Annotated in this window: 8 protein-coding genes; 6 read left to right on the forward strand and 2 right to left on the reverse strand. The window is 72.1% G+C overall.

Annotated features, from left to right (window positions below; all coding sequences use genetic code 11):
• The first annotated feature begins 313 nt into the window (after positions 1-313).
• From Sm713_RS26145 to leuS, 4 genes are all read left to right on the forward strand, one after another.
• Complete coding sequence (locus tag Sm713_RS26145; protein WP_212912531.1) at positions 314-3,271, forward strand: AfsR/SARP family transcriptional regulator; 2,958 nt, start codon at positions 314-316, stop codon at positions 3,269-3,271.
• 267 nt (positions 3,272-3,538) lie between these two features.
• Positions 3,539-4,021, forward strand: coding sequence for a hypothetical protein (locus tag Sm713_RS26150; protein ID WP_212912532.1), 483 nt, complete (start codon positions 3,539-3,541; stop codon positions 4,019-4,021).
• A 426-nt stretch (positions 4,022-4,447) separates the two neighbouring features.
• Positions 4,448-6,517: a cell wall-binding repeat-containing protein gene (locus tag Sm713_RS26155; RefSeq protein WP_212912533.1), complete on the forward strand. Its 2,070-nt coding sequence runs from the start codon at positions 4,448-4,450 to the stop codon at positions 6,515-6,517.
• A gap of 349 nt (positions 6,518-6,866) precedes the next feature.
• Positions 6,867-9,332: a leucine--tRNA ligase gene (gene leuS / locus Sm713_RS26160; protein WP_212912534.1), complete on the forward strand. Its 2,466-nt coding sequence runs from the start codon at positions 6,867-6,869 to the stop codon at positions 9,330-9,332.
• A 256-nt stretch (positions 9,333-9,588) separates the two neighbouring features.
• Here the strand turns inward: leuS and Sm713_RS26165 are convergent, their stop codons facing one another.
• Positions 9,589-10,776, reverse strand: a complete 1,188-nt coding sequence (locus Sm713_RS26165) for a phospholipase D-like domain-containing protein (RefSeq protein ID WP_212912535.1) — start codon at positions 10,774-10,776, stop codon at positions 9,589-9,591.
• A 247-nt stretch (positions 10,777-11,023) separates the two neighbouring features.
• On the opposite strand from Sm713_RS26165, the gene Sm713_RS26170 reads away from it, so the two are divergent.
• Positions 11,024-11,803, forward strand: coding sequence for an SDR family NAD(P)-dependent oxidoreductase (locus Sm713_RS26170; protein WP_212912536.1), 780 nt, complete (start codon positions 11,024-11,026; stop codon positions 11,801-11,803).
• 321 nt (positions 11,804-12,124) lie between these two features.
• Complete coding sequence (locus Sm713_RS26175) at positions 12,125-13,051, forward strand: aminoglycoside phosphotransferase family protein (protein ID WP_374196123.1); 927 nt, start codon at positions 12,125-12,127, stop codon at positions 13,049-13,051.
• A 68-nt stretch (positions 13,052-13,119) separates the two neighbouring features.
• Here Sm713_RS26175 and Sm713_RS26180 read toward each other — a convergent pair whose 3' ends face one another.
• On the reverse strand, positions 13,120-13,890 hold the full coding sequence (locus Sm713_RS26180) for a sulfite exporter TauE/SafE family protein (RefSeq protein WP_212912537.1): 771 nt from the start codon (positions 13,888-13,890) through the stop codon (positions 13,120-13,122).
• Positions 13,891-14,002: the final 112 nt, after the last annotated feature.

A 14,002-nucleotide genomic window follows, 5' to 3' on the forward strand; every position in this document is an offset into this window, starting at 1 on the left:
CCCGCCCCACGGCACAAAGCGGACGCCGCACCCCAGCCGGGACACCTGGCGCGGCCCGCCCCACCGCCGGGGCTCGCACCGTGCGGACCCGGGGCCGGCGCCGGATCCCGGCCCACGATCTCCCCCGTAACCAAGCGGAATCCGGAACGCACCCCACCGGGCGCCTTCCGGGGCCCTGTCTCGTTCCCCGTATCCATGGCGAGAACACACACCCACGTGCGAGGACCCTGTGAGGGGTCACCCGCAGACCTGACGCATCTGCCATGAACAAGGCAAACTGACGGAGGCGATCCAACTGGAGCAGGGGGCAGCGATGAGCGGTGTACCGCGAGTACCGGAGCAGCGGCTTCCGGCCGCGGGGCACGACCCCGCGCAGCCGGTGCTGCGCTTCAGTGTGCTCGGTCCGGTGCGCGCCTGGCGCGGCGACGAGGCCCTGCCCATGGGCTCGCCCCAGCAACGCGCCCTGCTCGCGGCGCTGCTGATGCGGGAGGGCCGTACCGCCACCGCCCCCGAGCTGATCGACGCGCTCTGGGGCACCGAGTCGCCGTCCCAGGCGCTGGCCGCGCTGCGCACCTACGCCTCCCGGCTGCGGAAGATCCTCGGTCCTGGCGTGCTGGTCAGCGAGGCGGGCGGCTACGCCATCCGGGTCACCGCCGAGGCGCTGGACCTGGCACGGGCCGAGGAGCTGTGGACGCGGGCCGAGAAGTCCCGCGACGCGGGCGACCTCACCGCCGCGCGGGACCTCGTGGGCGAGGCGCTGGCGCTCTGGGAGGGCGAGCCGCTGGCGAACCTGCCCGGCCCCTACGCGGAGAACCAGCGCGTCCGCCTGGCGGAGTGGCAGCTCCAACTGCTGGAGTGCCGCCTGGACATGGACCTGGAGCAGGGCCGGCACGCGGAGGCCGTCTCGGAGCTGACGGCGCTGACGGCCGCTCACCCGCTGCGCGAGCGGCTGCGGGAGCTTTTGATGCTGGCGCTGTACCGCAGCGGCCGGCAGGCCGAGGCGCTGGCCGTCTTCGCCGACACCCGCCGGATGCTCGCCGAGGAGCTGGGCGTCGACCCGCGGGCGGGCCTCCAGGAGCTCCAGCAGCGCATCCTGCGCGCCGACCCGGGCCTCGCGGAGCCGTCCGCCGCGCCCGAGGAGCCGGCCGCGGCGCCGGTGCGGCCCGCCCAGCTCCCGGCGACCGTGCCGGACTTCACCGGCCGCGCCTCCTTCGTCTCCGAGCTGACCGACGTGCTGATCACGGCCGAGGGCCGGGTCATGGCGGTCTCCGCGCTGGCCGGCATCGGCGGCGTCGGCAAGACCACGCTGGCCGTGCACGTCGCGCACGCCGCCCGAAGCTCCTTCCCGGACGGCCAGCTCTACGTGGACCTCCAGGGCACCAGCCCCCGGGCCGCCGACCCGGAGGTGGTGCTCGGCGCCTTCCTCCGCGCGCTCGGCGTGGCGGACGCGAGCATCCCCGACTCCCTTCAGGAGCGTGCGGCGCTGTACCGGTCGGTGCTGGACGGCCGCAGGGTGCTGGTCCTCCTGGACAACGCCCATGACGCGGCGCAGGTCCGGCCGCTGCTGCCCGGCACGGAGGGCTGCGCCACGCTGGTGACCTCCCGGGTGCGCATGGTGGACCTGGCCGGTGCCCATCTCGTCGACCTGGACGTGATGTCGCCGAAGGAGGCCCTCCAGCTCTTCACCAAGATCGTGGGCGCGGAGCGGGTCGCCTCCGAACGCAAGGCCGCCCTGGACGTCGCCGCCGCGTGCGGGTTCCTGCCTCTTGCCATCCGCATCGCGGCCTCCAGACTCGCCGCCCGCCGCACCTGGACCGTCACGCTGCTGGCCGCCAAGCTCGCCGACGAGCGCCGCAGGCTCGACGAGCTCCAGGCCGGCGACCTCGCCGTGAAGGCCACCTTCGAACTCGGCTACGGCCAGCTCGACCCCGCCCAGGCACGCGCCTTCCGCCTCCTCGGCCTCGCCGACGTGCCGGACATCTCCCTCGCCGCCGCGGCGGCCGTCCTCGACCTGCCGGTCTCCCGCGCCGAGGACGTCCTGGAGTCCCTCGTCGACACGTCCCTGCTGGAGTCCGCCGCCCCCGGCCGCTACCGCTTCCACGACCTCGTCCGCCTCTACGCGCGCTCCTGCGCCGAACGCGACGAGCAGTCCGCCGAGCGGAACGCCGCCCTCTGCCGGCTGCTGGACTTCTACCTGGTGACGGCCGCGGGCGTGTACGCCATCGAGCGGCCGGGCGACCGGCTGGTGGACCACATGGAGCGCACCGAGTACCCGGGGCTCACGTTCCCCAGCCGCGCCGCCGCGCTCGACTGGCTGTTCGCCGAGTCGGACTGCCTGCTGGCCTGCGCGCAGCAGTGCGCCACGGGCCCCACCCTGCGGCGCGCCGCGGACCTGCTGATGGCGTCCAACGACCTGGCTGAGTCCGGCGCCAACCACCGCCGCTACGAGGTGGCCGCCGTCGCGGTCAGCGAGGCGGCCCACCTGGCCGGCGACGCCTGGGCGGAGGGCCGGGCCCGCACGTGCCTGGCGCTCGTGTTCACCCTCACCGGGCGGTTCCAGAAGGCCGAGGACGAGGCTCAGATCGCCCTCAAGGCCGGTACCGCCACCGGGGACGCCCTGGTGATCGCCCGGGTGTCGAACCAGAGCGGCATCATCGCCCTCCACATGCACCACAACGAGATCGCGCTGGCGCACCTGCGCAACGCCGTCGAGGTCTTCCGCGCCGACCTCAACCGCTCGGGAGAGGCGAGCGCCCTGTCCAACCTCTCCCGCGCCCACCTCTCGCTCGACGACACCGAGGCCGCCGTCGAACTCTCCTCGCAGAGCGTGCAGATCTACGCGAGCCTGGGCGCGACCTTCCGGCTCGCCAACGCCAAGTACGCGCTGGGAATCGCGCTCACCCAGGCCGGACGGCCCGACGAGGCACTGGTGCAGCTCGTCGACTCGCTCGGCACGTTCCGCGAGAGCCGGCAGCGGCTGTGGGAGGGCATGGCCCACTCCCGGATCGCCGAGGCCCACCTCGCCGCGGAGCGTCCGGCGCGCGCGGCGGAGCACGCCGAACAGGCCCTGGCGCTGCGCGGACTCGGCGGCCAGTGGCGCCGCGGCATGATGCTGACGGTGCTGGGCAAGGCGCTGATGGGGATCAGCCAGAGCCTGCGCGCCGAAGCGTGTCTGCGAGAAGCCCTGTCGATCTACAGCAGTTATGACAAACTCGGTTCGCCGGAGGCGTCCGAGGCCCGCTCCCTGCTGAGCGCGGTGTCCGCCTCGTAGGCGCGTGCGCCTCGCAGGCAGGTGTGCGCCTCGCAGGCGCGTGGGCGGGGACCGCCGGAGCCACACGCGTCAGCTCCCCGGTTTCGTTCATCGTTTGTTTATCGCGACACGGCACGCTCATTGCTGTCGATCCGTCGCGTCGGGGGGCGGACGGGTCGCCGGGGCCTCACCTCTAGGGTGAACAACCCGGAGCATCCACTCGGCGGCCCTCGGGGGAGTCGCCGGGTGTCTGCTTCTCGCCCCATCCTTGCGAGTTCAGGAGTTCCGATGAGCGCCGATGACAAGCTCGGGACAGTGACGCCGCAGCAGGACCAGGAAACGGTCACGCCGCTCGACCACCACATGCCCGCACCGCCGGCCACAGCCGCCGCCGAGGAAACGGTCCAGCCGCTCGACCACCACATGCCGGCACCGGCGCCCACCGTCGCCGCCGGCCAGACGGTCGACCCGTCCGACCACCACATGCCCGCACCGCCGACCGCGGCCGTCGACGGCGGACCGGTGAAGCCGCTCGACCACCACATGCCGATAGCCCCCGAAGGGGCCGTCGACGGCGGGCCGGTCAAGCCGCTGGACCACCACATGCCCATCGCTCCGGAAGGGGCCGTCGACGGCGGGCCCGTCAAGCCGCTCGACCACCACATGCCCCTCGCTCCCGAGGCGGGGGCCACCGCCCAGGCCGACGCGGAGCAGGCGCCGAGCGACCCCGCCAAGCCGCTCGACGAGTTCCGCTCCGGCGGGAACGCCTGAGAACGCAGGCATCGAGCCACCTGAGCACCTGGGCACGAGAGCCAGGCGCACCACGCAAGACAGAGGCCGCGGCGGCGCGGAGGGGGAGCCGCCGCGGCCTTCGCGTGCCCGCGGGCCCCTGCAACCCCACGCGTGGGCGACCCATCCCCAGATGGTCACCCGATTCGAACATCACCCGATTCACGCGTCAGGCACGAAACATCCTCACGCACCCACCGAACATCACCATCTTCTCCTGATGTCCTCACAGGTCACCCTACTTCCGGGTACAGTTGCGCCCTGCTGCCGAGCGGTCCAGGGAGGGCATCCGCCCTCCTCGTGTGTGGCGTAGGGGACGCCGTGGACACACGAACACGATGCGACGGGGGCGGCTCGTGGCCCGGCCTGCTCGGCGGCCGATCACACACCATCAGTGGGGGTACTTCCTTGAGATCACGCATGCGCCGCGGCCTCGCGGCGCTCACCTCGGCCGTCTCGTTGACGGCAGGCGTCATAGCCGTCACAGCCCCGGGCGCGCAGGCGGCCGGCGACGTCACCGGCGGCCGGATCGCGCTCTACGACGGCTCCGACGGAGTCGTGACGGTCAATGCGGACGGCACCGACCCGCAAACCGTCTCCGGCCTCACCGACTCCGCCGGCCTGGCGCCGAACTGGGCGCCGGACGGCAGCCGGCTGCTGTCCGGCTGGCCGGGCCAGCTCATGACCGGCCGGGCCACGGGCGACACCTCGCGCATCGACCTGCCCGCCCCGGACGGCGGCGTCCCCGGCGGCTCCTGGAAGGACGCCACCTTCTGGCTGGGCGGCCACTACGTCGTCTCCAGCACGGCCGACGAGCTCTACTACGGCCCCTCGGACGGCGCGTTCGCCTCCGAGCCGCTGCTGTCGGGGCGGAACCAGCGCCCGTCGTCCGCCTGCGACTCCAGCCCCGCCGCCGCTCCCGACGGCACCCTCGCCTTCGTGCGCACCGACCCCTGCGGCGGCTCCGCCGGAGGGGACATCTGGACGTACGACCCCGCGAGCGACACGTCCAAGGAGCTGATCTCCGACGGCTCGTACCCGTCGTACTCCGGCGACGGGGCCACGCTCGCCTTCACGCGGGTCGTGGACGGGCGGCTGCAGATCTTCACCGCGGCCGCCGACGGCAGCGACGTCAAGCAGGTGACCACGGACGCCGTGGACCACAGGGACCTGTCCTTCGACCCCGAGGGCGGCCGGATCGCGTACGACGAGATCGACCCGGCGTCCGGCAGCACCACCGCGAAGGTCCTCGACCTGTCCGACGGCTCCACCACCACGCTCTCCACCACCGGCAGCAAGCCGGCCTGGCAGCCGCTGCGCCAGAACGTGCTCGTGCGCGTCTACGGCACCGGCGCCATCGGCATCGACGACGCCGCGTCCCGCTGGACCTTCGACACGGTGGGCGGCACGCACGTCGACGGCCTGGTCCCGGCCAAGTCGGCCGTTCTGGTCAACAAGACCAACGCCACCTACGCGGCCCCGGCCGTCTCGCTCGCCTCCGAGAAGCAGGCGCCGGTGCTGATGACGTCGGCCACCGCGCTCGACTCCTCGGCGGTCACCGAGCTGAAGCGGTCCCTGCCCAAGGGCGGCACCGTCTACCTGACCGGCGGCACCAACCTCCTCAGCAGCGCCGTGGAGAGCCAGGTGAAGGCCCTCGGCTACACGCCGCTGCGCCTGGGCGGCACCGACCTCGCCGGGGTCTCCGCACGGGTCGCCAAGCAGATCACCGCGACCCCGAGCTGGATCTTCCTCGCCGACGGCACGGAGTTCCACGACCCGGTCACCGCCTCCACGGCAGCCGCCGCACTGGGCTACCGCGGCACCGGCGTCGTCCTGCTGACCCGGGGCACCAGCATCCCCAGCACCGTGCAGAACTACATGAACGCCCTGGACCCGGAGAAGACCAACCTCGTCTCCGTCGGCACCAACGCCAGGAAGGCGCTGGAGAACACGCCGCTGCAGAAGCCCTGGTACTTCTGGGACGTCAGCGGCTCCAGCACCGAGACCACCGCGGTCAACATGGCCCACTTCTGGTGGAACGCGCCCAGCACCGCCCTCGTGGAGTCCACCTGGAGCTGGCAGAACGCCGTCACCGGCAACGCCGCCAGCGGGGTCTACGGCCCCGCCCTGTGGTCTACGATCGCCGAGCTCTCCCCGGGCACCGAGGCGTACCTGGACAGCGAGTCCTCCAGCGTCCAGGCCGTCCAGACCTTCGGCGGCAACGACTCGTACTCGGTCGCCGAGCGCACCTCCATCAGCTCGGCCATCGCGGCGGGCAGCGCGTGGACCACCACGGTCTGGGTGCCCGCCGGCACGCCCCAGCTGATGTCCGCTCCCAAGGTGCTCGCCCCCGAGGCGCTCGCCCCCAAGGCGCTCGCCAAGGGCGCCCCGGCCGTGAGCGGTGCCGCGCACGCGCCCCGCAGTGTCCTCCCGGGCCACGCCGTCTCCTCCCGGCCCACCCACCACACGGCTTCCTAGCCCGCACGAGGCCCGACCCGGCGGCCCCGCCCTCGCAACGGAGGGCGGGGCCGCCTTTTCTCCACACGCCGTAGCCATCCGGTCACGCTCGCGAACCCTCTCCGTCCACCCCGGCGCAGGGGCCGCGGCAATGGCCACGGGAATAGAAAAGAACGGCGCACGATATTCGGTACCGGAATATCGCGACCCGGAACGGCCCTCACGAAATCCGGGGAATAAGATATGCGACAAGAACGCTTCCCACCTGGGCATTTGCGCCATTATTAATGGAAACGATCTTCCTGTCGCTGTGATAGAATACATTCCTCATCATGACGATCAGCCCGGATTAGTTCACCCTAGGAACCCCATGACCGAGGTCACTCCATCGACGCCATTCGATCCCCGTGCGATCGAGAGGCGTTGGCAGCAGGTCTGGCAGGAAGAGCGCAGCTGGGAGGTCTCGAACTCCCAGCCCGCCGACAAGCGGGCCTACGTCCTTGAGATGCTCCCCTACACCAGCGGGGAACCCCATGTGGGGCACCTCAAGAACTACTCGGTCGGGGACGCCGTCGCCCACTTCCTGCGCCGCCAGGGATATTACGTACTGCACCCGATGGGATTCGACGCCTTCGGGCTGCCCGCGGAGAACCACGCGATCCGCACGCACAAGCACCCGCGGATCTCCACCGACGAGTCGATCGCGTCGTTCCGCGAGCAGTTCCAGCAGTGGGGCATGTCCATCGACTGGTCGCGCGAGATCAGCACGCACAAGCCGGAGTACTACCGGTGGACGCAGTGGATCTTCCTCCAGCTGTTCAAGAACAACCTGGCCTACCGCAAGCGCTCGGCCGTCAACTGGTGCCCGAAGGACGCCACGGTCCTGGCGAACGAGCAGGTCATCGACGGCCACTGCGAGCGCTGCGGCAGCCTGGTCGAGCTGAAGCAGCTGGAGCAGTGGTTCTTCCGGATCACGGACTACGCCGAGCGGCTGCTGCGCGACCTGGACCAGCTGGACTGGCCTGACCACATCAAGAGCATGCAGCGCGCGTGGATCGGCCGCTCCGAGGGTGCGGGCGTCACCTTCAAGGTGGCCGAGCAGCCGCAGGAGATCCGGGTCTTCACCACCCGCCCGGACACCCTGTACGGCGTCACGTTCCTGGCCCTGTCCCCCGAGCACCCGGACCTGGACAAGCTGACGGCGGGCACCGCGCAGGAAGCCGCGGTCCGCGAGTACGTGAACACGGCCCGCCGCGCCAGCAACGCCGAGCGCGGCAACGAGGACCGCCCCAAGACCGGCGTCCACACCGGCCGGTACGCCATCCACCCGCTGACCGATCAGAAGATCCCGATCGTCGTCACCGACTACGTGCTGATGGAGTACGGCACCGGCGCCATCATGGGCGTCCCGGCGCACGACGAGCGTGACTTCGCGCTGGCCAAGGCCATCGACCTGCCCATCCAGCCGGTGGTCGCGCTGGACGACGGCAGCACGCCCGAGCTGCCCTTCAGCGGGCGCGGCACGGCGATCCACTCCGGCGAGTTCGACGGAGCGCCCAGCGGCGAGGCGGCCACCCGGATCACCGGGCGGCTGGCCGACCTGGGCCAGGGCGAGTCCGTCGTCAGCTACAAGCTGCGCGACTGGCTGCTGTCCCGGCAGCGGTACTGGGGCTGTCCCATCCCGATCGTCTACTGCGACGGCTGCGGTCTGGTGCCGGTGCCCGAGGGGGAGCTGCCGGTCCACCTGCCGGACATCGAGGACTACGCCCCCAAGGGCAAGTCCCCGCTGGCCGCCGCCGAGGACTGGGTGCGCACCACCTGCCCCCGGTGCGGCGGCGAGGGCCGGCGCGAGACCGACACGATGGACACCTTCGTCGACTCGTCCTGGTACTACCTGCGCTACTGCGACCCGGACAACGACTCGGCGCCCTTCAGCCAGGAGTCCATGCAGGCCTGGGCCCCGGTGGACCAGTACATCGGCGGCGTCGAGCACGCGATCCTGCACCTGCTGTACTCGCGCTTCCTGGTGAAGGCGCTGGCCGACTTCGGCCACCTGCCCGTCCAGGAGCCCTTCGCGAAGCTGTTCACGCAGGGCATGATCACCAAAGACGGCGCGAAGATGTCCAAGTCCAAGGGCAACGTCGTCTCGCCCCGGACCATCATCGAGAAGTACGGCTCCGACACCGCCCGCTGCTACGTCCTGTTCATGGGCCCGCCCGACCAGGGCGGCGACTGGTCGGACGAGGGCCTGGAGGGCGTGCACCGCTTCTTCCGGCGCGTGTGGCGGTACACGGACGAGATCACCGGCACCGGCGCCGAGGTGATCGGCAAGGCCGAGGACCCGGAGCGCGACCTCGCGCTGCGCCGGCGCACGGCCTGGGCGATCACCAAGGTCACCGACGACATGTCGGGCAAGTACGCCTTCAACACCGCCATCGCCGCGCTGATGACGCTCTCCAACGACTGCAGCAAGGCGCTCCAGGACGGCATCCGCAGGGAGACCGTCACGGAGGCGGTGAGCACGCTGGCGTCCCTGCTGCTGCCGTTCGCGCCCCACCTGTCCAGCGAGGTCTACCACCGGCTGACGGGCAGGCAGGTCTGGAAGGAGTCCTGGCCGGTCGCCGACGAGTCGCTGCTCCAGACGGAGACAGTCGAGATGATCGTCCAGGTCAACGCGAAGACGCGGGGGCGCGTCAGCGTGCCGGCGGATGCGTCCGAGGACGACATCAGGGTGGCGGTCCAGGAGACCGCGGTCATCCGGGAAGCGGTCGGCGACCGTACCGTCAAGCGGATCATCGTGGTACCCGGGCGCCTGGTGAACGTTCTGGTCGGCTGACCCCTTCCCCGGTTCTCCGGGCTGCGCCCCGCTGTTCGGCTCCGCCGCGGCGGGGCGTTGCCCTGCTCGGGCTGCGCCCCGTAGGGGCGCGTCGTGCCCCTTGCGGTCTCGTTCCCGGCCACCGGCCGGTGGGACTTGCTCGCGCAGTTCCCCGCGCCCCTTTCGTGGCACAGCCCGACCGCGGCGGAGCCGAAAAGGGGCGCGGGAAAACCGTCACGGAACCGGGCGGTACCGGGGTTTCGGTCGGACGGGTCCGTCAGGACCCCGTGCAGTAGTCCATCAGGTGCACGTGGTTCGCCTCGTACGCGTCATAGATCGCCGCATCGTCCACCTTCAGCAACGTCTCGTCGTTGTCCCGCAGCGCGCCGTAGGTGTAGTTGTGGCTGCCGGTGAAGACGATCTTCCGGCCGCTCTTGCCGTCGTACGTGCCGTTCACCAGCAGGTACTTGGAGTGCACCCCGATCCCGGTGGGACCGTCGTCGCACTCGACGCGCTGCGCGAGCCTCCCGGAGACGATCTTCTCCACGCTCGGCGGCAGGTGCGGCGTGCCGTTCGGGTCGGTGTGCCCGTCGAAGGCCAGCCTGACGGTGCAGCCCGCGCTCTGCAGGTCGACGAGCTTCTGCGCCACCTGCGTCCGCGTGAAGGCGAACATCGCGACCCGTATCTGCGTGCCGCCCGCGCACCCCACGTTGTCCAGGATCAGCTTGACGGTGTCCGTGCTCGGGTCGGTCGTGGGCGTCGTGCCGGACTTCTCGTGGCGCGGGAAGAAGTAGTCCTTGTAGGGGCCGCTGGTGGTGGACTTGTAGTAGTCCGTGAGGCCGTTCGCGGCGGTGCCGTACTTCACCAGGTCGCCGAAGTACGCCACGTAGCTGGCGTACAGGGTCGCGTCGGACAGCGTCACCGCGTTGTTGAAGAGGTCGGTGCGCTGGGTGCTCGTCATGTTCGCCGAGGTCTGCACGACCACGTTGCTCTCGCCGTCCACCTGCGAGAACAGGAAGAACTTGTTGTGGTTGATACCGCCGCGGTCGGCGATGCAGGCCCGGCCGGCGGGACAGGCCAGCACCCAGGACGGCTTCGACCGGTCCGTGCCGAGGCCCTGCTGGAGCGTCGGGTACTCGGTGCCGTCCAGGCCCAGCGTGTAGTGGTCCACGACGACCTTCACCGCGACGCCGCGCGCCGCCGCGGCCACCAGCGCGTCGGCGACCGGGTCGTCCGTGAACCCGTACATCGACACGCGTATCTCGGCACCGGCGGCGGTGTCGTCGATCAGCCCGAGGACGTAGTCGCGTATCCGGCTCTGGTCGGTGTCCGTGCCGGCCGGGTCGTTGAAGACGGCGGGCGTGATCGCGTCCGCCGCGGCCCGCGCGTTCGAGGGCCAGGCCAGCAGGGCGGCCGGCAGGAGTGCCGTGGCGAGTAAGAGGCGCCAGGCGGTGGGTCTCTGCACTGATGTGCTCCCTTCGGGGTCGGGCCTCCGGGACGACGACCGCTTCGGTGACGCGCGTAGCGCGACGCGGGCGCCGGCGGGCCCGGGGGCCTCGGCTGGAATGGCAACGGAGTCTCTCAGCTCGCGCGGGCCGCGGGAACAGCACGGCGACGGGTGGGAGACCGCGCTCCGGTTCGCACCCGGTGCCTGCGCCGCCGAGGCGGAATGGTTTGCTGATATCACCCACACGAGGCAATAAGGGGAGAACATGGATCTGGGACTGGCCGGACGGCGTGCCGTCGTCACCGGCGGAAGCCGGGGCATCGGGTTCGCGGTGGGCCGTGCGCTCGCCGCGGAGGGCGCGGCCGTGGCCCTGGTGGCGCGGAACGCCCAGGGCGTCAAGGAGCAGGCGGACCGGCTGAGCGCGGAGACGGGTGCACAGGTGATCGGCATAGCGGCCGACACCGGTGACGACGCCTCCGTCTCCGCGATGGCCGAGGCCGCGTTCGGCGGGCTCGGCGGCGTGGACATCCTGGTCAACAACGCGGCGGCCATCATGACCGCGGTGTCCGGGGAAGACCACCTGGAGGAGCAGCTCAACGTCAAGGTCCGCGGCTACCTGCGCTGCATCCGGGCCCTCACCCCGGGGATGGCCGAGCGGGGCTGGGGACGGGTGGTCAACATAGCCGGACTCGCCGCACGCCACTCGGGCTCCGTGACGGGCTCGATCCGCAACGTCGCCGTCGCCGCCATGACCAAGAACCTGGCCGACGAGCTCGGCCCCCAGGGGATCAACGTGACGGTGGTGCATCCCGGAGCCACGCGCACCGAATCCATGCTCCAGGCCGTCGAGGAACGGGCGGCGGCGGCCGGGCTCAGCCCTGCGGACGTGGAGCGGCAGTTCGCGGAGTCCGTCTCCATAGGTCGCCTGGTGGAGCCGGAGGAGGTGGCGTCGGTGGTCGCCTTCCTCGCGAGCCCGCTCAGCGTCGCGATCAACGGCGACGCGGTGTCCGCGGGCGGTGGGGCGAAGGGCGCGATCCACTACTGAGCGGTACGGCCGGAGCGGGGCCGCTGTCGGAGGGCGGCGGCTGTCGGGGGCGGCTGCTGCCGGAGGGCGGCGGCCCTCCCTCGCCGCGGAGGGCCGCGGCCACCGGGGCGGGTCCCGTGCCGTAACTCGGTGGTGGACGCGGCGGGGAACTGGTTGCCTTCGGGCATGGACGGCATGGACCCCATGAACGGCATGGACGCCGCCGTGAACGGCTGCGACGACCGTACTGAAGGCGCCGAGGGCGCGGTGACCGGCCGCACGGTGGCGGACGACACAGTGACCGGCGGCACATTGGCTGATGACACGGCGACCGGTGGCACGCTGCACGCCGGCGAGACGCCGACCGACGCCGGCCTCGTCCGGAGGCTGATCGCGGCGCAGTTCCCCGAGTGGGCCGGGCTGCCGGTGCGGCGCCACCCGTCCTCGGGCACCGTCAACGCGGTCTACCGGCTCGGGGACCACCTCTCCGTCCGCCTGCCGCGGCTGGAGTCGGGCGTGCCGGACGCCGTGAAGGAGCGCACCTGGCTGCCTCGCCTCGCCCCGCTGCTGCCCGTGGCGGTCCCGGAGGCGGTGGGCGTGGGTGTGCCCGGCGAGGGCTACCCGTGGACGTGGTCCGTGCACCGCTGGCTCGACGGCACCCACCCGCACCCCGACGTCCTGGCGTCCCCGGTCGGCCCCGCTGGAGCCGCCGGGGCCGCCGACCCGGTGGCGCTCGCCCGGGACCTCGGCCGCTTCGTCACCGCACTGCGCCGCGCCGACGCGACCGGGGCCCCGCCCGCGTACCGCGGTGGCCCGCTCGCGGCGGTGGACGCCGGGACCCGGGCCGCCCTGAAACAGCTCGCCGGCATGACCGGCCTGATCGACACGGCCGCGGCGACGGCGGCGTGGGAGAAGGCGCTCCAGGCGCCGCCGTGGACCGGCCCGCCGCGGTGGGCGCACGCGGACCTGATGCCCGGCAACCTCCTCGTCACCGGAGGCCGCCTCTGCGCGGTCATCGACTTCGGCACGCTGGGCGCCGGCGACCCCGCGTGCGACCTGATCCCGGCCTGGAACCTCCTGCCGGCCCCGGCCCGCCCCGCGTTCCGCGACGCCACGACCGCCGACGACGCCCAGTGGGAACGCGGCCGGGGCTGGGCGCTGTCGATGGCCCTCATCCAACTCCCGTACTACAAGGACACCAACCCCGCGATGGCGGAGAACGCCCGGCACGTCATCCGGGAGGTGCTGGCGGACGAGGGGGCGCGGTGAGGGCCGGGCACGCCTGCCTGAAGTGGTTCGCGCCGGATCAGCGGCGCCCCCGGTAGTGATCCACGGGATCAGCCCCCGGCAGTGATCCACAACTGGATCGCCAGGCCGATGCCGATCGAGCCGGCCAGCCAGCGCAGCTGGGTCGCCGGCATCCGGCGGGCGACGCGCGGACCGAGCGTGGAGCCGACGAACATGCCCAGGCCCAGTGGCGCCACGGCCGTCCACTCGACGGGCCCGAAAGCGGCGAACGAGACGGCCGACACGAGCGCCGGGGCGCCGACGAGCATGTTCTTCAGGGCGTTGGCGCCGGCGAGGCGGGGCTCGACGGTGATCAGGAGGAGCGCGAGGACCATGACACCCGAGCCGGCGCCGAAGTAACCGCCGTACGCCGACATCGCGATCAGCCCGACCGGAAGGGCCACGCCACGCGCGCCCGGCGGACGGCCACGCCGGTACCGCCGGTGCCAGGCGGCGAGCCGGGGCTGGACGAGCAGGGCCAGCGAGCCGAGGGCCACCAGGAGCGGTACGACGCGGGCGAACACCCCTGGCGGGGTCGACAGCAGCAGCACGCCACCCGCTGCCCCGCCCACCCCGCACAGCGGCACCCAGCGCCGCAGCCACGGCCCGTGGCCCGCCAGCTCGGGCTGGGAGGCGAGGGCCGCACCGGGCCAGCAGGCCACGGCCGCGACGAGGTTGGTCATGTTCGCCGGCAGAGCGGGGAGCCCCACCAGGAGCAGAGCGGGGTAGGAGATCAGCGACGTGATGCCGCCCGCGGAGCCGACCAGCCCGGCGAGGAGCCCCGCGGCGGCCAGCGTCGCGCCGTCACCGAGTCCGGTCACGGCAGCGAGCGGGCACGCAGGCGGTTGTCCGGCCGTGACACGGGCCCACCCCCCTTCCGTTTCCGGTGACGTCCGAACGACATGATCGGCTCTGCCCCGGGGGCAAGGTCAA

This window comes from Streptomyces sp. TS71-3 (assembly GCF_018327685.1).
GTDB lineage: Bacteria > Actinomycetota > Actinomycetes > Streptomycetales > Streptomycetaceae > Streptomyces.

Bases quoted from the DNA above. Each gene is read 5' to 3' on its own strand.
- leuS (WP_212912534.1), top strand. From the start codon at position 6,867: ATGACCGAGGTCACTCCATCGACGCCATTCGATCCCCGTGCGATCGAG.
- Sm713_RS26150 (WP_212912532.1), top strand. From the start codon at position 3,539: ATGAGCGCCGATGACAAGCTCGGGACAGTGACGCCGCAGCAGGACCAG.
- Sm713_RS26170 (WP_212912536.1), top strand. From the start codon at position 11,024: ATGGATCTGGGACTGGCCGGACGGCGTGCCGTCGTCACCGGCGGAAGC.
- Sm713_RS26145 (WP_212912531.1), top strand. From the start codon at position 314: ATGAGCGGTGTACCGCGAGTACCGGAGCAGCGGCTTCCGGCCGCGGGG.